The sequence below is a fragment of the Sulfitobacter sp. 15WGC genome (assembly GCF_005068605.1).
Classification (GTDB): domain Bacteria; phylum Pseudomonadota; class Alphaproteobacteria; order Rhodobacterales; family Rhodobacteraceae; genus Sulfitobacter; species Sulfitobacter faviae.
Map to the genome: position 1 here is coordinate 168,931 of NZ_SZNL01000005.1, position 23,584 is coordinate 192,514.

The 23,584-nt window shown below is 62.3% G+C and carries 23 protein-coding genes; 14 read left to right on the forward strand and 9 right to left on the reverse strand.

What is annotated here, in order from left to right:
* Positions 1 to 73 precede the first annotated feature (73 nt).
* Positions 74 to 256: a hypothetical protein gene (locus tag FCK22_RS06195; RefSeq protein WP_067261136.1), complete on the forward strand. Its 183-nt coding sequence runs from the start codon at positions 74 to 76 to the stop codon at positions 254 to 256.
* A 106-nt stretch (positions 257 to 362) separates the two neighbouring features.
* Here FCK22_RS06195 and hemH read toward each other — a convergent pair whose 3' ends face one another.
* Together hemH and FCK22_RS06205 are read right to left on the reverse strand one after the other, a co-directional pair.
* Positions 363 to 1,439: a ferrochelatase gene (gene hemH, locus FCK22_RS06200; protein ID WP_067261125.1), complete on the reverse strand. Its 1,077-nt coding sequence runs from the start codon at positions 1,437 to 1,439 to the stop codon at positions 363 to 365.
* A 54-nt stretch (positions 1,440 to 1,493) separates the two neighbouring features.
* Positions 1,494 to 2,312, reverse strand: a complete 819-nt coding sequence (locus FCK22_RS06205) for an SAM-dependent methyltransferase (protein WP_067261134.1) — start codon at positions 2,310 to 2,312, stop codon at positions 1,494 to 1,496.
* 14 nt (positions 2,313 to 2,326) lie between these two features.
* On the opposite strand from FCK22_RS06205, the gene FCK22_RS06210 reads away from it, so the two are divergent.
* The 4 genes from FCK22_RS06210 to FCK22_RS06225 are packed head-to-tail and all read left to right on the forward strand — an operon-like array spanning position 2,327 to position 4,635.
* Positions 2,327 to 3,058: a ComF family protein gene (locus FCK22_RS06210; RefSeq protein ID WP_136720282.1), complete on the forward strand. Its 732-nt coding sequence runs from the start codon at positions 2,327 to 2,329 to the stop codon at positions 3,056 to 3,058.
* Positions 3,059 to 3,095: 37 nt separating this feature from the next.
* A complete protein-coding gene (gene grxC, locus FCK22_RS06215) occupies positions 3,096 to 3,356 on the forward strand; it encodes a glutaredoxin 3 (RefSeq protein WP_067265371.1) in 261 nt (86 codons plus the stop codon).
* Positions 3,353 to 4,183, forward strand: a complete 831-nt coding sequence (locus FCK22_RS06220) for a carbon-nitrogen hydrolase family protein (RefSeq protein WP_067265369.1) — start codon at positions 3,353 to 3,355, stop codon at positions 4,181 to 4,183. Before grxC ends, FCK22_RS06220 begins: the two co-directional genes overlap by 4 nt.
* 11 nt (positions 4,184 to 4,194) lie before the next feature.
* Positions 4,195 to 4,635 (forward strand): MarR family winged helix-turn-helix transcriptional regulator, encoded by a 441-nt coding sequence (locus tag FCK22_RS06225; RefSeq protein WP_067265366.1) that lies wholly within the window; start codon positions 4,195 to 4,197, stop codon positions 4,633 to 4,635.
* On the opposite strand, the gene ubiG is transcribed toward FCK22_RS06225, so the two are convergent.
* A complete protein-coding gene (gene ubiG, locus FCK22_RS06230) occupies positions 4,610 to 5,380 on the reverse strand; it encodes a bifunctional 2-polyprenyl-6-hydroxyphenol methylase/3-demethylubiquinol 3-O-methyltransferase UbiG (protein ID WP_067265363.1) in 771 nt (256 codons plus the stop codon). The genes FCK22_RS06225 and ubiG overlap by 26 nt on opposite strands.
* A 48-nt stretch (positions 5,381 to 5,428) precedes the next feature.
* On the opposite strand from ubiG, the gene pip reads away from it, so the two are divergent.
* The 6 genes from pip (at position 5,429) to infB (ending at position 12,723) form a co-directional block, all read left to right on the forward strand.
* On the forward strand, positions 5,429 to 6,400 hold the full coding sequence (gene pip, locus FCK22_RS06235) for a prolyl aminopeptidase (protein ID WP_067265361.1): 972 nt from the start codon (positions 5,429 to 5,431) through the stop codon (positions 6,398 to 6,400).
* Positions 6,401 to 6,514: 114 nt separating this feature from the next.
* On the forward strand, positions 6,515 to 7,261 hold the full coding sequence (locus FCK22_RS06240; protein ID WP_248646437.1) for an ABC transporter substrate-binding protein: 747 nt from the start codon (positions 6,515 to 6,517) through the stop codon (positions 7,259 to 7,261).
* Positions 7,262 to 7,397: 136 nt separating this feature from the next.
* A complete protein-coding gene (gene rimP, locus FCK22_RS06245) occupies positions 7,398 to 7,976 on the forward strand; it encodes a ribosome maturation factor RimP (protein WP_067265355.1) in 579 nt (192 codons plus the stop codon).
* Positions 7,976 to 9,604: a transcription termination factor NusA gene (nusA, locus tag FCK22_RS06250; RefSeq protein ID WP_067265353.1), complete on the forward strand. Its 1,629-nt coding sequence runs from the start codon at positions 7,976 to 7,978 to the stop codon at positions 9,602 to 9,604. Before rimP ends, nusA begins: the two co-directional genes overlap by 1 nt.
* Positions 9,605 to 9,624: 20 nt before the next feature.
* Positions 9,625 to 10,245: an RNA-binding protein gene (locus FCK22_RS06255; RefSeq protein WP_067265350.1), complete on the forward strand. Its 621-nt coding sequence runs from the start codon at positions 9,625 to 9,627 to the stop codon at positions 10,243 to 10,245.
* A 9-nt stretch (positions 10,246 to 10,254) separates the two neighbouring features.
* Complete coding sequence (infB, locus tag FCK22_RS06260; RefSeq protein ID WP_067265348.1) at positions 10,255 to 12,723, forward strand: translation initiation factor IF-2; 2,469 nt, start codon at positions 10,255 to 10,257, stop codon at positions 12,721 to 12,723.
* Positions 12,724 to 12,732: 9 nt separating this feature from the next.
* Here the strand turns inward: infB and FCK22_RS06265 are convergent, their stop codons facing one another.
* The 5 genes from FCK22_RS06265 to FCK22_RS06285 form a co-directional block, all read right to left on the reverse strand.
* Positions 12,733 to 13,539, reverse strand: a complete 807-nt coding sequence (locus tag FCK22_RS06265) for a metallophosphoesterase (protein ID WP_067265345.1) — start codon at positions 13,537 to 13,539, stop codon at positions 12,733 to 12,735.
* Positions 13,536 to 14,453, reverse strand: coding sequence for a diacylglycerol kinase family protein (locus FCK22_RS06270; RefSeq protein WP_067264289.1), 918 nt, complete (start codon positions 14,451 to 14,453; stop codon positions 13,536 to 13,538). The genes FCK22_RS06265 and FCK22_RS06270 overlap by 4 nt, the downstream gene beginning before the upstream one ends.
* A gap of 320 nt (positions 14,454 to 14,773) precedes the next feature.
* Positions 14,774 to 15,172, reverse strand: coding sequence for an 8-oxo-dGTP diphosphatase MutT (mutT, locus tag FCK22_RS06275; protein ID WP_067264286.1), 399 nt, complete (start codon positions 15,170 to 15,172; stop codon positions 14,774 to 14,776).
* A 4-nt stretch (positions 15,173 to 15,176) separates the two neighbouring features.
* Positions 15,177 to 16,403 (reverse strand): bifunctional glutamate N-acetyltransferase/amino-acid acetyltransferase ArgJ, encoded by a 1,227-nt coding sequence (gene argJ, locus FCK22_RS06280; RefSeq protein ID WP_067264284.1) that lies wholly within the window; start codon positions 16,401 to 16,403, stop codon positions 15,177 to 15,179.
* Positions 16,404 to 16,406: 3 nt separating this feature from the next.
* Positions 16,407 to 17,255, reverse strand: a complete 849-nt coding sequence (locus FCK22_RS06285) for a peptidylprolyl isomerase (protein WP_136720283.1) — start codon at positions 17,253 to 17,255, stop codon at positions 16,407 to 16,409.
* A 173-nt stretch (positions 17,256 to 17,428) separates the two neighbouring features.
* Here FCK22_RS06285 and secA point away from each other — a divergent pair, with 173 nt between their 5' ends.
* The 3 genes from secA (at position 17,429) to FCK22_RS06300 (ending at position 22,784) form a co-directional block, all read left to right on the forward strand.
* Positions 17,429 to 20,131 (forward strand): preprotein translocase subunit SecA, encoded by a 2,703-nt coding sequence (gene secA / locus FCK22_RS06290; RefSeq protein WP_067264279.1) that lies wholly within the window; start codon positions 17,429 to 17,431, stop codon positions 20,129 to 20,131.
* A 102-nt stretch (positions 20,132 to 20,233) separates the two neighbouring features.
* Positions 20,234 to 21,205 carry a hypothetical protein gene (locus tag FCK22_RS06295; RefSeq protein ID WP_067264276.1) on the forward strand — a complete coding sequence of 324 codons (972 nt, stop codon included), beginning with the start codon at positions 20,234 to 20,236 and terminating at the stop codon, positions 21,203 to 21,205.
* 19 nt (positions 21,206 to 21,224) lie between these two features.
* Positions 21,225 to 22,784: a phosphate ABC transporter substrate-binding/OmpA family protein gene (locus tag FCK22_RS06300; protein WP_067264273.1), complete on the forward strand. Its 1,560-nt coding sequence runs from the start codon at positions 21,225 to 21,227 to the stop codon at positions 22,782 to 22,784.
* A gap of 10 nt (positions 22,785 to 22,794) precedes the next feature.
* On the opposite strand, the gene radC is transcribed toward FCK22_RS06300, so the two are convergent.
* A complete protein-coding gene (gene radC, locus FCK22_RS06305) occupies positions 22,795 to 23,556 on the reverse strand; it encodes a DNA repair protein RadC (RefSeq protein ID WP_067264271.1) in 762 nt (253 codons plus the stop codon).
* Positions 23,557 to 23,584 lie beyond the last annotated feature (28 nt).

Here is a 23,584-nt window from a genome sequence, read left to right on the forward strand (position 1 = left end):
GAACAGGATTACGAGGTAAGTCTTGGGTGCGTGTATGTGTATGATACAGCACGCCTATTCTGGAGGTTATGTTATGAAGAAACTCGTTCTCGCCGCTGCTCTGTCCGCTGCTGCATCGACTGCTTTTGCTGGTTCGCTGGCCGAGCCGATCGTCGAAGCACCGGTCATCGTGGAAGAAACAACAGGTTCGTCCTCGGGCATCCTGGTTCCCCTGATCCTGCTGGCTCTGGTTGCCGCAGCTGTTGCTTCCGACTAATCGGAACTGACGATCAAACGGAAAAGGCGGTGCAATGCACCGCCTTTTTTTGTATTCTGCGTAAGGCTTTGAAAAAGGGGCCGCCGCGGCGACCCCAAGGCGGGGCTTAGTCCAGCCAGCCGCCCAAGTTCTCGGTGATGATCGTGGTCAGCGTTTCGATATGCGCCGCATCGTCGTTCAGGCAGGGAATATAGGTGAAATCCTCGCCGCCTGCCTCTTCAAAGCTTTCCTTGATCTCTTCGTTGATCTCTTCCAGCGTTTCGATGCAATCGGCCGAGAAGGCAGGCGCGCAGACAGCGATGCTTTTCTTGCCCGCCTTGGCCTGACGCGCGACCTCTTCGACGGTATAGGGTTGCAGCCATTCCTCGGGGCCGAACTGCGACTGGAAGGTCGTGATGATCTCACTGTCCTGCCAGCCTAAACGCTCTTTCAGCAGGCGCGTCGTTTTCTGACATTGGCAGTGGTAGGGGTCGCCCTCCATCAAATAGCGCTGCGGCAGGCCGTGGTAGGAGCAGACCAGCAGATCGGGCTTCTTGTCCTTCGCGGCATAGGCCCGCTCGACCGATTGGGCCAGCGCTTCGATATAGTCAGGCCGGTCGAAATAGGGGGCCACGGTGCGCGAAGCGGGTTGCCATTTTTCCTTCGCCAAAGCGGCAAAGAAAGCGTCATTTGCCGTTGCCGTGGTCGCCCCGGCATATTGCGGATAAAGCGGGAAAAACAAGATCTTCTGGCATCCAGCGGCGACCATTGCCTCGACTTTGGAGCGGGTCGATGGGTTGCCATAGCGCATGGCGTAGTCGACCATCACATCGGCCCCGTAGCGCGCCTCAAGCGCCGCTTTGATCTTGGCGGTTTGCGATTTGGTGATCGTCGCCAGCGGGCTTTCGTTCTCGGCCTCGTTCCAGATGGATTTATAGGCCGCGCCGCTGGCAAAGGGGCGTTTGGTGAGGATCACCGTCTGCAACAGCGGTTGCCATTTCCACGGGCTATAGTCGATCACACGGCGGTCTGAGAGGAACTCACTTAGGTAACGGCGCATTGACCAATAGTCATAGCCATCCGGCGTGCCAAGGTTGGCGAGCAGAACACCAACCTTGGGACGCGGGACTTTCGGGTGATCGCCGGGGCCGTGTTCGGGCCGGGTGGCGTCGGCTTGGGCGGATTGGGGCTGGGCTGCCTGCATGGGGGTTTCCTCGCACATGTGATCCGCGCAGAGATAGCCGCTTTGCCGATTGGGTCAATCGGGGAGGGGTTCCTCGCGACTATTCAGCGCATCTGCCAGCCGTTGCTGCGCCGATCCGGGGCGCAGTGGTTTCTGCTGGCTTTCGTCCGGTGCCCAACCGGCAAGAAAGATCATGTCGAAAGTCGCCGTGATCCGGCCCGAGGCGGCGGTGAAATGCGTGGCGTAAAGCTCAGCCGCGCGGGTCAGCACGGCGCGGCCCGTGGGGCGGCGCAGGCGGGCTTGCAGGGCGTTGGTCTCTCCCATCTCGCGCAGATCACGCATCAGGGCCCATGCGTCATCATATTCCACGGTCAGCGGTTGGCTATCGGCCACGGGCAGGGCCAGCCCCGCGCGTTGCAGCAGCGCGCCCAGATCGCGCAGTTCCCCCATCGGGGCGATGCGGGGCGACAGGCCACCGGTCACTTCGGCTTCGGCCTGGCCAAGGCAGGCGCGCAGCTCATGCAGGGTTTGCCCGCCAAGCGCCACGGCCTGTAACAGCCCGTCAGGGCGCAGTGCGCGGCGGCATTGGATCAACTGGCCGATGGGGTCATTCGCCCAATGCAGCCCCATGGCGTGGATCACCAGATCATGCGCCTGCGGTTCCAGCGCCAGCACCTCGGCCTCAGGGACGATCTCGGCCTTCGGAAAAGCCTCTGCCCAGACCTGCGGGAAGGCGGTCACGATGGCCGGTGCGGTAAACGTTTTCTTAACCAAACTCAGCCGATCCTGAACCTCATCGGCGGCTGCCTGTTGCAGGAACATGCCCCGCGCCGTCGCGCGGGCGCGGTGCTGGGCGAGGGCCTTGGGGTCGGTCAGGGTGGGCTGTGCTGTCATGGGGAACACATAGAATGCCGCCACGGGGACTTCAAACAGCAGTGTCGCTTATCTATCCGCCGCGTTGTCTGGGCTGCGGGGGGCTTGTCGATGCGGATTTCGGCCTCTGCGGCACCTGCTGGCGCGACACGGCCTTCATCGGGGGAACGGTCTGCGATGCCTGCGGCGTGCCCCTGCCGGGCGGCGGGGATGTGGGTTCACCCCATTGTGATGCCTGTCTTGCCACGCCGCGGCCTTGGGCGCAGGGGCGCACGGCGCTCATCTACCGCGATATGGGGCGCAGGCTGGTTCTGGCGCTGAAACATGGCGACCGGCAAGAGATCGCCCGCCCCGCCGCGCGCTGGATGGCGCAAGCGGCACAAGGCATGTTGCCGCAAGAGGCGCTGATCGCGCCGGTGCCGCTGCATTGGCTGCGTTTGCTGAAACGGCGTTACAATCAATCGGCTCTGCTGGCCAAGGCGCTGTCAGCGGAAACCGGGCACCGCTGGTGTCCCGATCTGTTGCAGCGGGTCCGGCATACGCCCTCGTTGGAGGGTTTGGGCCGTGCAGCCCGGTATCGCGTGTTGGAACAGGCGATCCGCGTGCATCCTCGGCGGCGGCACCGTATCATGAGGCGACCGGTGATCTTGGTGGACGATGTCTTTACCTCCGGCGCCACATTGACCGCCTGCACGCAGGCCTGTCTGGCCGCCGGGTCCGGCCCCGTTTTCGTGCTGGCACTGGCGCGCGTGGCCAAAGAGACCTAGATCACTGTGCAACGTTAACTGTTCAAAGGGTGATCCTATGCAACCTGTCGAAATCTACACGTCGCCGCTCTGCGGTTTTTGCCATTCCGCCAAACGCCTGCTGACCCAAAAGGGCGCAGCCTTTGACGAAGTCGATGTGCTGTCGGAGCCAGAGCGCAAAAAAGAGATGATCCAGCGCGCTGGCGGTGCCCGCACCGTGCCACAGATTTTCATCGGCGATGTGCATGTCGGTGGATGCGATGAGCTTTATGCGCTGGACCGTGCCGGCAAGCTGGACGCATTGCTGAGCGACAGATGAAAATCGCGCTGCTGCAACTCAACGTCTCGGATGACCCCGCCGCCAATCTGGTCGAGACCCGCGCTCTGCTGGGCGAGGCGGTGGCGGGCGGGGCCGAGTTTGTCCTGACCCCCGAGGTGACGAATTGCGTCAGCACCAGCCGGTCCCATCAACAGTCGGTGTTGGCCTATGAGGAAGACGACGCCACCCTCGCGGCCCTGCGCGAAGAGGCGGCGAAGGTGGGCATCTGGCTGCTGATCGGCTCGCTCGGTCTGAAAACGCGCGGGGGAGACGGGCGCTTTGCCAACCGGTCTTTCCTGATTTCCCCGCAGGGGGAGATCGTCGCGCGCTATGACAAGATCCATATGTTTGATGTGGATATCAACGAGACCGAAAGCTACCGCGAGTCCGCGGGCTATCGCCCCGGTGACAAAGCCGTGGTGGCCGAGACGCCTTTTGGCAAGATCGGCATGTCGATCTGCTATGACATGCGTTTTCCGGCGCTTTATCAGGCGTTGGCCGAGGCCGGTGCGCGTATCCTGACCATGCCAGCGGCCTTCTCTCCGGTCACCGGGGCCGCGCATTGGCACAGTCTGCTGCGGGCGCGGGCGATCGAGAATGGCTGCTATGTGCTGGCCCCGGCCCAGACGGGCACCCATGCCAGCGCCGCGCATAAGACCCGCGACACCTATGGGCATTCTCTGGTCGTGGCCCCTTGGGGGGAGGTTGTGTTGGATGCCGGGACGGCCCCCGGCGTTTACTTTTGTGACATGGACATGGAAGAATGTGACAAGGCCCGCGCCAAAGTGCCCAGCCTTGCCAACCGCCGCCCCTTTGCCGCGCCCTGACCGGACCGAAAATGACCGACGATAAAAACACCCTTGCGATCATGTTGTTCGGAGAATTGCTGGCCGCCGACCAATCGGTGCGCAGTCGCCTGACACGGGTGCTGCCGCGGGGGATGGAGATCTCGCATTTCTCGGTGCTGAACTCGCTTTCGTGGCACGGCGGCGAACGCTCGCCCGCGCAACTGGCCGAGACCTTCAACGTTACGCGCGGGGCGATGACCAACACGCTGAGCAAGCTCGAATGGGCGGGTTACGTTCATATCCGTCCCGATTGGGACGACGCGCGGCGCAAGATGGTCGCGATCAGCCCCGCCGGGCGGCAGGCGCGGGATGCGGCGGTGAATGCGATCACGCCGATGATCTCGAACGTGGTGGGGGAGCTTGGCGAAGAACAGGTCCGCGCCACGCTCCCGATCCTGCGCGCGCTCAGACGTCAGTTGAGCCAGGGTTGAGGCCCGGATTAAGGCTGGCGGTGACGTAGTTCACGCTTAGATCCCGATCCGAAAGCCGCCACGACCATGCAACGGGGTTAAAGACGAAACCTTTGCGATCCACCGGCTCCAGCCCGGCGCGGCTCAGCAGCTCAAAGAGTTCATCTGGGGTGATGAACTTGTTCCAATCATGGGTGCCCTTGGGCAGCCAGCGCATCACATGCTCGGCCCCGACAATCGCCATCATAAAGGACTTTGGATTGCGGTTCAGGGTCGAACAGATGTGCAGCCCGCCGGGTTTCAGCAGGCGGCGACATGCGATCAGATAGTCGATGGGAGAGGCAACATGTTCGACCACCTCCATGTTCAGCACCACGTCGAACTTCTCACCAGCATCGGCCATATCTTCGGCGGTGGTGTGGCGGTAGTCGATCTCCAGCCCCGATTGCTGCGCGTGGATCTGCGCCACGGGGATGTTGCCTGCCGCGGCATCCGCGCCCACCACTTCGGCCCCAAGCCGCGCCATCGGTTCGGACAGCAACCCGCCGCCGCAGCCGATGTCTAGGATGCGCAACCCCTCGAAAGGGGCAGAGCCCGTCAGGTCGCGGTCGAACTCCCCCGCGATCTGGCTGGTGATATAGTCCAACCGGCAGGGGTTCAGCATGTGCAGCGGCTTGAACTTGCCGTTCAGATCCCACCATTCGGCGGCCATGGCTTCGAATTTGGCGATCTCGGCGGGGTCGATGGTTGATTGATCCGCTTGCATTCTGATCTCCCTGTGCTCTTTTGGGTTCAATGACTATATAGGGCGGCAATGGACAAGTATCCCGACCAAAAACGCGGCGCGCCGCATCTTTATCCGCCGGTTGAGCCTTTCGACCAGCGGATGTTGTCCGTAGGGCAGGGGCATCAGGTCTATGTCGAGCAATGCGGCAACCCCGAGGGCATCCCCGTCGTGGTGCTGCATGGCGGCCCCGGCGGCGGTTGCAGCCCGGCGATGCGGCGGTATTTCGACCCTAAGGTTTACCGCGTGGTGCTGTTCGATCAGCGCGGCTGCGGCCGCTCCACCCCGCATGCTTCGGTTACCGACAACACGACATGGCATCTGGTCGCGGATATCGAGCTGATTCGCACCACGCTTGGCATCGACAAATGGATGGTCTTCGGCGGCTCTTGGGGCGCGACGCTTTCGCTGATCTATGCCCAAGCGCACCCCGAAGCGGTGCGCCATCTGATCCTGCGCGGCGTCTTTCTGATGACGCAGGCCGAGCTTGATTGGTTCTACGGCGGCGGGGCCGGGCGGTTCTGGCCCGAACTGTGGGCGCGTTTCGTGAACCTGATCCCCGAAGATGAGCGGGACGATCTGATTGCGGCCTATCACCGGCGGCTCTTCTCGGGCGATTTGCGGGTCGAGCAGGACTATGGCCGCGCATGGGCCGCTTGGGAGAATGCGCTGGCCTCGGTACATTCCGATGGCGTTTCGCATGGCGGGCCATTGGCCTATGCGCGGGCCTTTTCGCGGTTGGAGAACCATTATTTCACCAACAATGGCTTTTTGGAATTCGACGGTCAGATCCTCGAACATATGGGGCGGATCGCGCATATCCCGGGGGTCATCGTGCAGGGGCGCTATGACATGATCTGCCCGCCTGCGGGGGCCTATGCGCTGGCCGAACGCTGGCCCAATGCCGACCTGCGGATGATCCGGGATGCGGGCCATGCCCTGTCGGAGCCGGGGATCAGTGCCGAATTGGTGCGCACGATGGATAGGATCGGGCAGCGATGAGCGGGCGCAACTCTTTGCTGGATCGCCGGGCGCTTTTCACCACCGGTGCGGCGGCGGCCCTGCTGGCCGCGACAGGTGCGAGCGCGGGGGAGCCGCCCCGGCGGGGGGGGGCGTTTGCGGTTGGCGCTTTCGGGTGCCACGCGAGAGGACACTTGGGTCAATGGCGATGGGCTCTTCATGCAGGTTGCGCGGCAGGGGATGATCTTTGACACGCTGACCGAAGTCACCGGCAATGGCATCCTCAAAGGTGAGTTGGCGACCGGTTGGCAGGCCAGCGATGGCGCCCGGCAGTGGCAGTTCGATCTGCGCCCCGATGTGCGTTTTCACGATGGCAGCCCCCTGAGCGCCCGCGATGTGGTGGCCAGTTTACGCGGTCTGCTGGCCGGGGCCGAGGTCGCCGTTCAGGACAATCTGCAAGTGCAGGTCACATTGGCGGCGGCGAATCCTGACCTGCCGCTCCTGCTGGCGCAATCGCCCTATGTGATCCGCCCCGCACATGCGCCCGAGGCCGGGATCGGCACCGGGCTTTACCGTCTGCGGCGCTTTTCCGCCGGACGTCAGGTTTTGGCCGAACGGGTAGAGACGCATTACAAGGACGGCACCGCCGGGTGGTTCGATACGGTCGAACTGGTGTCGCTCCCCGCCCGTGAGGTGCGGGCGCAGGCGCTGAGCGAAGGGCTTGTTGATGCAGCGGATTTACCCGCGCGGCCCCGTTACCGCGACCGGGGGGATGTGACCCTTCAGGCTGATAGCGCAGGCGGGGTCAGCGCATTGTCGGGCGATCTGCGCCAGCCGCCGAACCCCGGACGCCAAGCGCCGATGGACAACCTGCGCGCGCCCGAGCGGTGGTGGTTCGGCTGAGAGGGGTTGCAGTTTCGCCGCATTCGGCCTATATCCCCTTCAACAGCGGCGCTTTCGGGTCCAAACCGAAGGCTCCACCGAATTCGTGAACGGGCCGCGCGCCCGTTTTTTTGTGCCCAGTGAAAATGGATGTCTCATGTCGAATGACCTGATCGCCAAAGCCGCCATCGACCGCCGCCTGGCCGAGATCATCACCCCGGTGATCGAGGACATGGGCTTTGAACTGGTGCGCGTGCGCCTGATGTCGGGCAAGTCCACCACCCTGCAAGTCATGGCCGACCGGCCCGAGGGCGGGATCGAAGTGGATGAATGCGCCAAGATCTCGCAGGCCATCGGCGCCGTGCTGGATGTCGAAGATCCGATCTTGGATGAGTATTCGCTTGAGGTCTCGAGCCCCGGCATCGACCGCCCACTGACGCGGCTTAAAGATTTCGATGCTTTCGAAGGCTATGAGGCCAAGATCGAGACGACCGAACTGATCGATGGCCGCCGCCGCTTTAAGGGTGAGCTGGCAGGTGTCGAGGGTGGCGAAGTGCTGATCAACGTCGAAGAAGGCACCATCGGATTGCAGTTCGACTGGCTCAGCGATGCCAAGCTGGTGCTGACCGACGACCTGATCAAGGAAATGCTCCGCCAGCGCAAAGCGTCTGGTGCGATCGACGAAACCGATTTTGATGATATCGAGACTGAAGAGTCTGCTGAGGGAGACACCTAATGGCCATTACATCTGCAAACCAGCTTGAGCTGTTGCAAACCGCCGAGGCGGTGGCGCGCGAGAAGATGATCGACCCCGGTCTGGTCGTCGAAGCGATGGAGGAATCCCTCGCCCGTGCCGCCAAGTCCCGCTATGGCGCCGAGATGGACATCCGGGTCGACATCGACCGCAAGACCGGCAAGGCCACCTTCACCCGCGTCCGCACCGTGGTCGAGGATGACGAGCTTGAGAACTATCAGGCCGAGTTCACCGTAGAGCAGGCCAAGCAGTACATGGCCGACCCCAAGGTTGGTGACACTTTCGTCGAGGAAGTACCCCCGGTTGAAATGGGCCGCATCGCGGCGCAGTCGGCCAAGCAGGTGATCTTGCAAAAGGTCCGCGAAGCTGAGCGTGACCGCCAGTACGAAGAATTCAAAGACCGCGCCGGGACCATCATCAACGGACTGGTCAAGCGCGAGGAATATGGCAACGTCATCGTCGACGTGGGCGCGGGCGAAGCGATCCTGCGCCGGAACGAGAAGATTGGCCGCGAAAGCTATCGCCCGAACGACCGCATCCGCGTCTATATCAAAGACGTGCGCCGCGAGCAGCGCGGCCCGCAGATTTTCCTGAGCCGCACCGCGCCTGAATTCATGGCCGAGTTGTTCAAGATGGAAGTGCCGGAAATCTACGACGGCATCATTGAGATCAAAGCGGTTGCCCGCGACCCCGGTTCGCGCGCCAAGATCGCCGTTATCTCGCATGACGGTTCCATCGACCCAGTCGGTGCCTGCGTCGGTATGCGCGGCTCTCGTGTGCAAGCCGTGGTGAACGAGCTTCAGGGCGAGAAGATCGACATCATTCCGTGGAATGAAGACCAGCCCACCTTCCTTGTGAACGCGCTTCAACCTGCTGAAGTGTCGAAAGTGGTTCTGGACGAAGAAGCCGGTAAGATCGAAGTCGTCGTGCCTGAAGAGCAACTGTCGCTCGCGATTGGCCGCCGTGGTCAGAACGTGCGTCTTGCCAGCCAGTTGACCGGTCTCGACATCGACATCATGACCGAAGAGCAGGAAAGCCAGCGCCGTCAGGCTGAGTTCGAACTGCGCACCAAGCTGTTCATGGACAACCTCGATCTCGACGAATTCTTCGCCCAGCTTCTGGTCTCCGAAGGCTTCACCAACCTCGAAGAAGTGGCCTATGTCGAAGTCGACGAGCTGCTGGTCATCGACGGTGTGGATGAAGACACGGCGGGTGAGTTGCAGGCCCGCGCCCGTGACGTGCTCGAAGCGCAGAACAAAGCGGCGCTTGATAACGCCCGCGCATTGGGTGTCGAAGACAGTCTGGTTGAATTTGAGGGGCTGACCCCCCAAATGATAGAAGCGCTGGCCAAAGACGATGTCAAAACGCTGGAAGATTTCGCCACCTGTGCCGATTGGGAACTGGCTGGCGGCTGGACCACGGTCAATGGCGAGCGTGTCAAAGACGACGGCGCGCTTGAGCCCTTCGATGTTAGCCTCGAAGATGCGCAGGCCATGATCATGACCGCCCGCGTCATGCTGGGCTGGGTCGACCCGACCGAGCTTGAGGACGATGCGGAAGAAGACGACGTAGAAACAGACGGCGAAACCGCCGAGGAGGCCGAGGCCTAAGCGGGCCTCGGGGGTTGCACATGGGACGCGGTGGCGCCTCGAATGACCGCTCAGACGGTGCGGAACGCAAGTGCATCGCTACGGGCGAGGTGCAGCCGAAACACGGGTTGATCCGTTTCGTGGTCGGCCCGGACAATCAGGTCTACCCGGATATTCCGGGTAAACTGCCGGGCCGGGGCATCTATGTCGCGGCGGATCGTGCGGCGCTGGAATTGGCCATCAAGAAAAAGGCCTTTTCCCGCTCGGCGAAACAGCCGGTCACCCTGCCCGACGGGCTGGTCGACGAGGTCGAGCAGCAGTTGGCGCGCCGGGTGGTGGAGCTGATCTCGCTCCAGCGCAAGGCGGGCAAGGCGGTCGCCGGTTACGAAAAGGTCAAGGGTTGGTTGCAAACCGAAGAGGCCGAAGTATTGATACAGGCCGTAGATGGGTCAGGGCGCGGTAAGTCCAAGCTGAGTACCCCACACTATGGTCATTACATCGGTTGGTTGACAGCCGATGAATTGGGTTTGGCATTCGGTCGCCAAACTGTGATACATGGGGCGCTCGCCTCTGGTGGACTCACGCAACGTGTTGTAGAGGAAGCCGGTAGACTTAAAGGCGTGCGCGTAAACGAGGGTGGCAACGGCCATCCGAAAGGATAGACGAGCTTCATGAGCGATAGTGACGGCAAGAAAACATTGGGTCTGCGCGGTGGCGCACGTCCGGGGAACGTAAAGCAAAGCTTTAGCCACGGGCGTACCAAAAACGTTGTGGTCGAAACCAAGCGCAAGCGTGTTGTGGTGCCCAAACCGGGTGGCCAGAAATCAACAGGTCCGGGCGCCGGGCCGATTGGCGATCCCAAGAAGCGCCCCGCGGGCATCACCGATGCCGAGATGGAGCGCCGTCTGAAGGCCGTTCAGGCCGCCAAGGCCCGTGAGGCCGAGGAAGCCGCGCAGCGTGAAGCCGAGGAAAAAGCCCGCGCCGAAGAGCGTGAGCGTCGCCGGGCCGAGATTGAGGCCAAGGAACGCGAAGAGCGTGAGCGCGAAGAAAGCCTCAAAGCCAAGGCCGAAGAAGACGCGCGTCGCAAGGCAGAGGCCGAAGCGGCTGCTGCTGCCCCCGCGCCGGAACCTGCCGCTGCACGTGAGCCGGGCAACAAACCTGCGCCCGCCGCCACGCCGCGCAAAACCACGGACCGTGACCGCGACGACAGCAAGAAGCGCAGCAAAGGTGGCGACAGCCGCCGCGCGGGCAAGCTGACCGTCAATCAGGCGCTTGCCGGTGGCGAAGGTGGCCGTCAGCGTTCCATGGCGCAGATGAAGCGCAAGCAGGAGCGTGCGCGTCAAAAAGCGATGGGTGGTCAGGTCGAGCGTGAAAAGATCGTGCGCGACGTGCAGCTTCCGCCCGCCATCGTGGTCTCTGAGCTTGCCAACCGTATGGCCGAAAAGACCGGCGCGGTGGTCAAGGCGCTGATGCAAAACGGCCTGATGGTGACCCAGAACGAAACCATCGACGCCGATACAGCCGAGCTGATCATCGAGGAATTCGGCCACAAAGTGGTGCGCGTTTCCGACGCCGACGTCGAAGATGTCATTAAAGAGGTCGAGGACGATCCGAAGGATCTGCAATCGCGTCCCCCGGTCATCACGATCATGGGCCACGTCGACCACGGCAAAACCTCGCTTCTGGATGCGATCCGCAACGCCAAGGTTGTGGCGGGCGAAGCTGGTGGCATCACCCAGCACATCGGCGCCTATCAGGTGAAAACCGACAACGGCACCGTGCTGTCCTTCCTCGACACGCCCGGCCACGCGGCCTTCACCTCCATGCGCTCGCGCGGGGCTCAGGTGACGGATATCGTGGTTCTGGTGGTTGCGGCGGATGACGCCGTGATGCCGCAAACGATCGAAGCGATTGCCCACGCAAAAGCGGCCAAGGTGCCGATGATCGTGGCAATCAACAAGATCGACAAACCCGCCGCCAATGCCGACAAGGTCCGTACCGATCTGCTTCAGCACGAAGTCATCGTCGAGAAGATGTCGGGCGATGTGCAAGACGTCGAAGTTTCGGCGGCGACAGGCCAAGGTCTCGACGATCTGCTCGAAGCCATCGCGCTGCAGTCGGAAATCCTCGAACTTAAGGCGAACCCGAACCGGGCCGCCGTGGGTGCGGTGATCGAAGCGCAGCTTGACGTGGGTCGCGGCCCTGTGGCGACCGTGCTGGTTCAGAACGGCACGTTGCGTCAGGGCGATATCTTCGTCGTGGGTGAGCAGTACGGTAAGGTTCGTGCGCTGATCAACGACCAAGGCGAGCGCGTCAAAGAAGCCGGGCCTTCGGTGCCGGTTGAGGTGCTGGGCATAAACGGCACGCCCGAGGCCGGTGACGTGCTGAACGTGACCGAGACCGAAGCGCAGGCCCGCGAGATCGCCGAGTACCGCGCCCAGGCCGCCAAGGACAAGCGCGCCGCTGCCGGTGCCGCCACCACGCTGGAACAGCTGATGGCCAACGCCAAGGCGGATGAGAACGTCAGCGAGCTGCCGATCTTGGTCAAAGCCGATGTGCAAGGTTCTGCCGAAGCGATCGTTCAGGCGATGGAGAAGATCGGCAACGACGAAGTCCGCGTTCGGGTTCTGCACTCCGGTGTGGGCGCGATCACCGAGACGGATGTCGGCCTTGCCGAAGCCTCCGGCGCGCCGATCATGGGCTTCAACGTGCGTGCCAATGCCTCGGCTCGGAACACGGCGAACCAGAAGGGCGTCGAGATCCGCTACTACTCGGTCATCTATGACCTTGTGGATGACGTGAAAGCGGCCGCAAGCGGCTTGCTGAGCGCCGAGATCAAAGAGAACTTCATTGGCTACGCCAATATCAAAGAGGTCTTCAAGGTCACTGGTGTGGGCAAAGTCGCAGGCTGTCTGGTCACCGAAGGCGTCGCCCGCCGCAGCGCCGGTGTGCGTCTGCTGCGCGACAACGTCGTGATCCACGAAGGCACGCTGAAGACGCTCAAGCGCTTCAAAGACGAGGTGCCCGAGGTTCAGTCCGGTCAGGAATGCGGCATGGCATTCGAAAACTACGAAGACATCCGTCCCGACGATGTGATCGAGATTTTCGAGCGCGAAGAAGTGACCCGCACCTTGGCCTAAGCCGAGTGCTTACAAGATGAATTCCCCAGAGGCCCGGTCGAATTGCCGGGCCTCTGCTTTTGTGAAGACCTTCTTGCTGTCATCGAAACTAATCCGCGCCAGATTGACGTGTAGGGGCGAGATATCGATCAGGTTGAAGTCATTCGGCTCCCCTCGCTGGCGCGAAGACAGGCTGGTGCCCGCGTGCAACTGGATCGCCAGATGACCGTCATGCTCTGGCGCCGGATGGGCAAAGGTGCCCGCGTGCCAAATGTGCAGATGCCCCGAGAGGATTAGGTCCGCGCCGCAGTCCAAGAGCCGCCTCAGCGCGCGTTTCGCGCCCGGAATGGGCTTTTTGTGGGTCTCGTTGGGGTGATCCAGCGGATGGTGGCAAATGGCGATGCGCAGGGTCTTTTCCCCCCCGCGCGACAGGGCGCGGCAGGCGCGGCCCAAACGGCGCAGGCCCAGTTTGCCGGTCTGCCATTTGAACCGATCAACGGTGTTGATCCCCACGGCGACAAAATCCGCCCCCTCATGTACCGGTGTAAGGTCGTGATCGATCCAACGCCGGTAATAGCGCCACGGGGCGAAAAACCGGGTAAAGGGGCGGTGCAGCGGAATATCGTGATTGCCCGGCACGCTCAGCACCGGTGCGTTGATCCTGTCGATAAAGGCCCGCGCGGCGCGATATTCCTTTTCCCGCGCCCGTTGGGTCAGGTCGCCCGAGATGATCACCAGATCGGGGTCATAGCCATTCACCGCCTCTAGGAGCGGCACCAATAGGTCGGGGCGGTCTTTGCCGAAGTGCAGGTCGGATAGGTGGATCAAACGGCTCATCGCACGGCCTTTCCAGCCGTGGAGGGCACAAAGATATGGATGGGCGAACTGGCGCGAGTGAGCTGGTACGGGCCGCGCATCACCGCGATCTCCCCATCCCGCGCGACATAGCGTTTGCGCTGTTTCATGCGTATCTCAATCTCGGACCCGCAGAGCATTTCATAGTCCGTGTGATGCTTCGCGCGGCCCGTCGCCAGCGCCACTGCATGGCGCAACAAGCCGAAACGATAGGTGTCAGGAGCGACCAGCAGCACCATATCACCGCGCGCGATGCAGTCCTGCCCATCAAGCCCCATTTGATCCAACTGGAAGGCGTTGTTCACCGCGAAAACCAGCGGAGTGCGCAACTGGGTCTCTTTCCCGTCGACCACGATGGTCAGTTTGAGCGAGGTGCGGAAATCCATCAAGGCTTTGATCACCGACCAATAGGCGGCGATCCGGCTGCGTCCCCAACGACGGTAGATGCCTTCGCGCGTTTTGAGGATGGCGGGATAGGCCCCGATGCTGGCGTTATTCAAAAAGGTCTCACCATTGATCGTCGCCACATGCACCGGGCGGCTGTCGCCAGCGGCGATGACATCGACGGCTTCTTCAAGGTTCTCTGGAATGCCCATCGACCGCGCGAAATAGTTGAAGGTGCCCTGCGGGATGATGCCGAGCGGGCGGTCGTGGTCTAGCATGGCCGAAGACACGCCCGAGATTGTGCCATCCCCGCCCGCGACGGCAATGATCCCTTGGCCCCAAGACAGCGCCTCGCGCGCTGCGCCGGCAGGGTCGTTGCGTTTGTCGATGTGAATGAATTCCGCCGTGATCCCATGCCGCGCAAAGGCGGAGCGGATCGTGTTTTCGGCTTGGTCACCGTCTTGACGGCCTGAACCGCGGTTCAGAATGACGATAGCGCGCTTCGATGACATAAGTTCCCCTGCCAAATGCTCGGGGAAAACGCGGTGGAACGCCTATTTGTTCACCTCAATAGGCGTTCCGAAGAGATTTTTCAGACAGGCTTGCCTTCGTAAATCTTCCCGTCGACCTGAACGGCCATGCGACCGCCTGCCAACATTTTTACAAAGATACCCTGAACGTAAATGGAACTTCCGATTGCGATGGTTCTCAACATGTCGGCACCCTTTCATACAGATGTTACAACTATGCCTCAGGATGATGCGCATTCGGTTAAAAAATCCGCAACATGCTGAGCGATTGCCGTTCACTAGTGCAATTCTGCCACTCTGCGCTAGAGCCAATCACGCAATATTGATATAAGTGGCACGTCTGCCTCGGGCATCGGATAGGCGCGCATTTCGTTCGGGCGTACCCATTTCAGGGTCTGCCCCTCGCGCGAAACCGGGGTGCCGCCCCATTTGCGACAGGCGAACAGCGGCATCAGAAGGTGGAAATCACTGTAGCTGTGGCTGGCAAAGGTCAGCGGGGCAAGACAGGATTCCCATGTCTCGATCCCCAGTTCTTCGTGCAACTCGCGGATCAGCGCCGCCTCTGGCGTCTCTCCGGGTTCGATCTTGCCGCCCGGAAACTCCCAAAGGCCCGCCATCGGCTTGCCTTCGGGGCGTTGGGTCAAAAGCACGCGACCATCGATGTCGATCAAGGCCGCGGCGGAAACCAGCACTGTCTTCATCTGCTCAGGACCGGTAATCGGCGTTGATGTCGATATAGCCGTGGGTCAGGTCACAGGTCCATACGGTGCACTGCCCCTCGCCAAGGCCCAGATCGACGCCGATGGTGATGTTCTGACCCTTCATATGCGCGGCGGCATCCTCTTCGGAGTAGTCGGGGCTGCGCCATCCGTCGCGCGCGACTTCGATATCGCCGAACCGGATCGACAGACGATCACGGTCCGCCGCGGCACCGGATTTCCCGATGGCCATGACGACGCGGCCCCAGTTGGGGTCTTCGCCCGCGATTGCGGTCTTGATTAGGGGGGAGTTGGCGATGGCCATGGCGTGGATCTTGGCCTCGTCATCGTTGGAGGCACCGGTCACGGCCACCTCGACGAATTTCTGCGCGCCTTCGCCGTCTTTGACGACCTGATGCGCGAGGTCCATCATCACGTCCCGCAGCGCCGCGTCGAAGGCTTCATTGCCCGATACATCGACACCGGAGGCACCTGTTGCGGCCATGATCAGCGCGTCGGAGGTGGAGGTGTCACTGTCGACAGTGATGCAGTTGAACGTTGTCTCGGTATGGGTTGAAAGGCGCTGTTGCAGCTCATCCGTCGCCAGCACCGCATCGGTAAAGATATAGACCAGCATGGTGGCCATATCGGGCGCGATCATGCCCGATCCTTTGGCGATCCCCGCGATAGAGACGGTTTTGCCGTCGATCTCAACCGTGGCGCTGGCCCCTTTGGGGAAAGTGTCCGTCGTCATGATGGCGCGCGCCGCGTCCTCGATGCCCGCGGGGTCAAGCTGAGCATGCAGATCACCCAGCACGGCGGTGATGCGTTCATGCGGCAGGGGTTCGCCGATGACACCGGTGGAGGAGGTGAAGACCCGCGCTTGCGGCACGCCGCAGGCCTCTGCAGCGGCGGCGGTGATCGCTTCGACCGCGTCGGTGCCGCCCCGCCCGGTAAAGGCATTGGCGTTGCCCGAGTTCACGACAATGGCGGCGCCTTCGTCCGAGGCGCCGCCAATTTTTGCCTGGCAGTCCAGCACCGGGGCCGCGCGGGTGGCGGAACGTGTGAACGCCCCCGCCACGGCGCTGCCCGGCGCCAGTTTCGCCAACATCACATCGGTACGCCCTTGATAACGCACGCCCGCGGCGATGGTGGCGAATGTCACGCCGTCGATAACCGGCAGTTCGGGAAAACGGGCCGGGGCGAGCGGCGAGACAGCCAGGGATTTAGCCATGAGTTAGTTCAGCCATTCGATGTTGTTGAGAACGGAAGGGTCGATGCCTTCGGCCGCGCTGCGGTCAACCTCGGCAGAGTCGGTCAGGCTTTCGATCGCCTCTTGCACCCTGGTCTGGCGGATTTGGGTTTCCAGCTCTTCGCGCACGTCTTCCAGCGCGGGGGCTTCGGCGGTGCGTGTCTCGTTCAGTTTGATGACATGCCAGCCGAACTGGGTTTCCACCGGGTCGGACACGCTGCCGGCTTCCATGCCCGCGACGGTCTCTTCAAAGGCAGGCACCATCATGCCGGGGCCGAACCACCCCAAGGAGCCGCCACCGGGGCCGGAGGGACCGGTCGATTTCTCTTTGGCAAGTTCGGCAAAGTCCGCGCCGCCATCGAGTTCTGCTTTGATCGCGTCGGCTTCTTCCTTGGTTTCGACAAGGATATGCGAGGCGTTGAACTCGGGCTCAGGCTCTGCGTCGCTGTATTGCGCGTCATAGGCCGCTTGCAACTCTTCGTCGCTGACCGGCTCGGCCATGACGCCTTCGATCGCCTCACCGGCGGTGAGCGAGCGGGTCTCATTCTCGAGCGACAGGGTCACGCGCGGCGGCAATTCGCCGCTAAAGCTGTCGGCGAGGGCCGTCTGCTGCACAAGCTGGTCCAGAAGACCTTTGAACAGCACGTCCTCGGGCAGTTGTTGGTACTGCTGGGGCAGGCTCGCGCGGGCGACGATCATATGCCCGAGCGTGATTTCAGTGTCGTTGACGGTGGCAACAACCGTGTCGAGACCCGGTTCGTCCTGGGCGGCCACAGGCAGCGCCACAGCGGCGGCAAGCGCCAAAGACGACAGAAATGTGAGGGGTTTTTGCATGGTTGGGTCCAATCGCTTCCTTCGTAGCAGGGCTGCTACATTGACAGTGTATGGCACGCCCCTTACATCGCCTTATGGCGCTGAGAGGCGCGGGCTCATCCACTATCTATGGGCTGCCATGGCGCTCGGCAACCAGATCGGCGCAAGACATCATAACTTCGGCGGGAGATTACATGCTGGGTATCGGAACAATCGCCAAAAAGGTCTTTGGCACGCCAAACGACCGGAAGATCAAGGCGACCCGTCCGCTTGTGGCACGGATCAATGCGCTGGAGCCCGAGTTTGAAAAGCTAAGCGACGACGAGATCAAAGCGCGCACCGCGGAATTGGCCAAACGGGCCGACGGGGGCGAGAGCCTCGACGATCTGCTGCCCGAAGCCTTTGCCAACTGCCGCGAAGCCGCCCGCCGCACCCTCGGCCTGCGCGCCTTCGACACGCAGCTTCTGGGCGGCATCTTCCTGCATCAGGGCAATATCGCCGAGCAGAAGACCGGTGAGGGCAAGACCCTGACCGCGACCTTCGCGGCCTATCTGAACGGGCTCACGCATAAGGGCGTGCATGTGGTGACCGTGAACGAATACCTCGCCAAGCGCGACGCCGAGTGGATGGGCAAGGTTTTCGGCGCGCTCGGTCTGACCACGGGTGTCGCCTATTCCGGTATGCCGGAGGATCAGAAACGCGCGGCCTATGCCTGCGACATCACCTATGCCACCAACAACGAATTGGGCTTCGACTACCTGCGCGACAATATGAAGTCGAACCTGTCGGACATGCTGCAACGCGGGCATAACTTTGCCATCGTGGACGAAGTCGACAGCATTCTGATCGACGAGGCGCGGACGCCGCTGATCATCTCCGGCCCGTCGCAGGACCGTTCCGAGATGTACCAGATCATCGACGCGCTGATCCCCTCGCTCACCGATGAGCATTACGAGCTGGACGAGAAAACCCGCAACGTCACCTTCACCGACGAGGGCAATGAGTTCCTCGAAGAGCAGCTGCGCGCGCGGGAATTGATCGAAGAGGGGATGACCCTTTACGATCCCGAAAGCACCACCATCGTGCACCACGTCAACCAAGGTCTGCGCGCGCATAAGCTGTTCCAGCGCGACAAGGACTACATCGTGCGCGATGGCGCGGTGACGTTGATTGACGAATTCACCGGCCGCATGATGCCGGGCCGCCGCCTGTCGGACGGTTTGCACCAAGCGATTGAAGCCAAGGAAGGCGTCGACATCCAGCCCGAGAACGTGACCCTCGCAAGCGTCACCTTCCAGAACTACTTCCGCCTATACGACAAACTCGGCGGCATGACCGGCACGGCTCTGACCGAAGCCGAAGAATTCGCCGAGATCTACGGCCTCGGCGTGGTCGAAGTGCCGACCAACGTGCCAATCGCCCGTGTGGACGAAGACGACGCCGTTTACCGCACCGCGCGGGAGAAGTATGAGGCGATGATCGAGCGGGTCAAAGAGGCCCACGCCAAGGGGCAGCCCTGCCTTGTCGGCACCACCTCGATCGAAAAGTCCGAACAGCTCAGCGCCATGCTGACCGCCGCCGGGATCGAGCACAATGTGCTCAACGCCCGCCAGCACGAGCAAGAGGCGCAGATCATCGCCGAAGCGGGCAAGCTGGGCGCGGTGACCATCGCCACCAACATGGCGGGCCGCGGCACCGACATTCAGTTGGGCGGCAATGTCGAATTGAAAGTGCTCGACGCGCTGGATGCCGATCCTGAGGCCGACCCGGCCAACATCCGCGCCCAGATCGAAGCGCAGCACGCCGAAGAGAAGCAGAAGGTGCTTGAGGCCGGTGGTCTCTACGTTCTGGCCTCTGAGCGCCACGAGAGCCGCCGCATCGACAACCAGTTGCGGGGCCGTTCGGGCCGTCAGGGTGACCCGGGCCGCACCTCGTTCTTCCTGTCGCTCGAAGATGACCTGATGCGCATTTTCGGTTCGGAACGGCTTGAGAAGGTGCTGACGACGCTGGGCCTGAAAGATGGCGAAGCCATCGTGCACCCGTGGGTCAACAAATCGCTGGAGCGGGCGCAGGCGAAGGTTGAGGGCCGCAACTTCGACATCCGCAAGCAGCTGTTGAAGTTCGACGACGTGATGAACGAGCAGCGCAAGGTGATCTTTGGCCAGCGCCGCGAGATCATGGAGGCGGACAACCTCAATGAGATCGTCACCGACATGCGCGAGCAGGTGATTGACGATCTGATCGACACCTATATGCCGCCCAAGACCTATGCCGATCAGTGGGACACCCAAGGCTTCTATGCCGCGGTGATCGAACAGCTTAACGTCGACGTGCCGATCATCGCATGGTGCGAAGAGGACGGCGTGGATGATGAGGTGATCCGCGAACGTCTGATGAAAGCCACGGATGAGCTCATGGCCAAGAAGGCCGAGGCCTTTGGCGAAGAGAACATGCGCAACATCGAGAAACAGTTGTTGTTGCAAGCCATCGACACCAAATGGCGCGACCACCTGCTGACGCTTGAACATCTGCGCTCGGTCGTGGGCTTCCGCAGCTACGCGCAGCGCGATCCGCTGAACGAGTATAAGAACGAAGCCTTCCAACTGTTCGAGACGATGCTCGACAGTCTGCGGCAGGACGTGACCCAAAAGCTGGGCCAGATCCAACCGATGAGCGAAGAGCAGCGCCGCGAGATGATGCAGGAAATGGCCGCCCGTCAGGCCGCCATGCAAGCTGCGGCGAGCGAGGCGGCGGATGAGGCCTCTGAACAGGCCGAGGCCGCAGCCCCCGGTTTTGACGAGAACGATCCGTCCACATGGGGCAACCCGGGCCGGAACGATCCCTGCCCCTGCGGTTCTGGCAAGAAGTTCAAACACTGCCACGGTCAGATCACCTGAGCGGCGTCACCTTTTCGCCCATAACTTGGCGTTTCAGGGCCATACCCCGGCCCTGATCCGCGCCCATAAAGTCTCTAACGAATCCGTTGAAGGAGACTTGTCATGTGGCGCACGAAAGAAATTCTGACAGCTGTCGGCACTCTGGCCTGTGCGGTGGGCATTGGCTATGTCATGCAAAGCTCCGACACCGCGCAGCAGCGCTATGGCGCGGCTGAGGCGCAGCGCCCGGTGGCCGACAATGGCGCCTTGCTTGAGGTTGAAGGTATCACCCTGACCTCTGCCGCGCTCGACAGTCCCATTGCACTGCCAACACTGGATGACCGCGTGGTCAAGGCCGCAGCACCTCAAAGCCTGCCGCCCGCCCCGGAAAGCCACGGCGCCGCGATCCCTGCGACCTGCGATATCATTGCCGAAGCGGATGCCGTCGCCGCCGCGATGGTGAAACTCACCCTCGATGCCGCCTGCCTGCCGAATGAGCGGCTGACGGTGCACCACAACGGGATGATTTTCACCGAAGTGACCGATGACCAAGGGCAGTTGTCCGTCACCGTCCCGGCCTTGGCGGAAGAGGCTGTTTTCATCCTCGCCTTCGGCAACGGTGATGGCGCGGTGGCGCAGACTTCGGTCCCTGAACTCTCTGATTTCAACCGCGTCGTGCTACAATGGAAAGGCACCGCAGGGTTTGAGCTTCACGCCCGCGAGTTCGGCGCGGATTACGGTGAGGCGGGCCACGTTTGGTCCGGCGCGCCGCGCGATATGACCGCTGCCGTGCTGGGCGAAGGGGGCTTCATGACCCGCAATGGCGACATTGAGGCTTCTGAGCCGCTGATGGCCGAAGTCTATAGCTTCCCGGTCGCCAAAGCGGCGCAGGCGGGCGATGTCGCGCTCAGCGTGGAGGCTGAGGTGAGCGAGGCGAACTGCGGGCTTGAGATCGAAGCACAGGCGCTGGAACTGCGCGGCGATGATCCGGTGAAAACCCAGAACCTGACCCTCGCCGTGCCGGACTGTGATGCGGTCGGCAACTTTCTGGTGTTGAATAATTTGCTCCAAGACCTGAAAGTCGCGCAGAACTGACGCAACCGGGTAGGTCTAGATGAACGGGTTGAAACGTGCGGCGATCAGCGCCGCACTTTTGCTTTTTACGGCGGGCGCATCTGCGGCGCAGGACATCGCACTGACCTCGCGCGATGGCAGCGTCGAACTCAGCGGTACCCTGCTGGGGTTCGACGGCGAATTCTATCGCGTCGAGACGGACTATGGTGAGTTGACCGTCGACAGCAGCGGTGTGTCCTGCGCCGGGCCGGGTTGCCCCAACCTTGCGGATTTCGTGGCCGAGGTGCGTTTCTCGGGCTCCGCCACCATGGGGGCGGTGCTGATGCCCGCGCTGATCGAAGCCTTCGCCGCGCGCCAAGGCTATACCGTCAGCCGTGAAGAGGGGGACAGCGGGCGCTTCGCGCTGCTGCTCTCGCGTGAGGATGACGGCAAGCTCGCCGCGCGGTTCGATTTCCGGGCGAGCAATACCAACGAAGGCTTTGCCGATCTGCTGGCGGATGAGGCCGATGTCGTCATGGCCCTGCGCGAGGTGCGCCGCGAAGAGCGGATCAATGCCCGCGAGGCGGGCTTGGGTGATCTGACCGGTGCAAATCGCAGCCGGGTTCTGGCGCTTGATGCAGTGGTGCCCGTGGTCGCCCCGTCCAATCCGGTGAAACAAATCTCGCCGCTGACATTGGCGCGGGTGTTCTCGGGCGAGATCAAGAATTGGCAGCGCCTCGGCGGGCCGGACGCACCGATTGAGTTGCATCTGCCCACCGCCGATAGCGGGTTGAGCCAAGCGATCGTGGATCAGGTGCTCACCCCCGCCGGGCTGGAACTGAGCACTGATGTCACCCGCCACGCCATGCCCGATGCGCTGGCCGAGGCGGTCGCGCGGGATGTTTTTGCCCTTGGAATCACCAGCTATGCCGAACAGGGGGAGACCGAGGTGCTGACCCTTGGCGGCAACTGCGGTTTTGCGCTGGATGCCGCACGGCGGACGATCAAAACCGAAGATTACCCGCTGACCGCGCCGATGTTCCTCTATTTCCCCGCCCGGCGCTTGCCGCTGATCACGCGTGAGTTTCTGGCCTTCACCCGTGGCCCTTCGGCCCAGATCGTGATCCGCCGGGCCGGTTTCGTGGATCAAACGCCCGAGGAAATCCCGGTTGAGGAACAGGGCAACCGCTTTGCCAATGCGATCATCACGGCGGGCGCGGAAACGCCGCTGGAAGAATTGCAGCGCATGACAGCGACGCTGGTGCCGATGGCGCGGCTCACCACCTCTTTCCGCTTCGAGGCCGGGTCGATCCGGCTTGATGCGCAGTCGCGGTCCAACGTGCAGCAATTGGCGCGCGCCTTGGAGCAGGGGCAATATGATGCGCGGCGGCTGATGTTCGTGGGCTTCAGCGATGGCGAGGGGGCCGCGCGGGCCAACCGCGAAATCGCCCTGCGCCGGGCCGAAGCGGTGCAGCGCGCAGTAAGCGCGGCTGCGGTCACCGCCAATCTGTCGCGCATTGATCTGCGGGTCGATGCCTTTGGGGAGGCGATGCCGATTGCCTGTGACGATAGCGAATGGGGCCGCCAAGCCAATCGGCGGGTGGAGGTTTGGGTGCGCTAAACGCACCCCGCTATAGATGCCCCTCGCTGCGAAAGCTGAGCTCGCGCGATTTTCCGATGATCAGGTGATCATGCAGGGTCAGCCCCAAGGCGTCACAGGCGGCGGCGACCTGCCGGGTCATATCAATGTCTGAGCGTGACGGGCTGGGATCGCCCGAGGGGTGGTTATGCACGAGGATGATCGCGCTGGCATTCAACTCAAGCGCACGTTTGGCAACCTCGCGCGGGTAGACTGGCACATGGTCCACCGTGCCTTTCGCCTGCTCCTCATCGGCGATGAGGATGTTTTTCCGGTCGAGGTAGAGGACGCGAAACTGCTCCATCTCCAGATGGGCCATGGTGGTGTGGCAATAGTCCAGCAGCGCATCCCATGAGGAAACGACATGCCGTTGCAGCACCTTCGCCCGGGCCAGCCGCTGTGCCGCGGCCTCAATGATCTTGAGTTCGACAATCACCGCCTCTCCGACGCCTTTGACATCGCGCAGCCGGGCGGCGGGGGCGGTAATGACGCGGTTGAAATCGCCGAACCGGTCCAGCAGTTCGCGCGCCAGCGGTTTCACATCCCGGCGCGGGATGGCGCGAAAGAGGACAAGCTCCAACATCTCATAGTCCGGCATGGCCGCCGCGCCCCCGTCGATGAAACGGCTGCGCAGGCGCTGGCGGTGATCCGCGATATAAGAGGGTTGCTTGCCCGTATTGGACGGCGGCGCTTGCGCTTCGTCCAGCAGATAGGGGAGGGGCTGATCAGCCAAGGTTCTCGGGGCACGGGTCATGCCCGGAGTGTCGCGCCAAAGTGGTTAT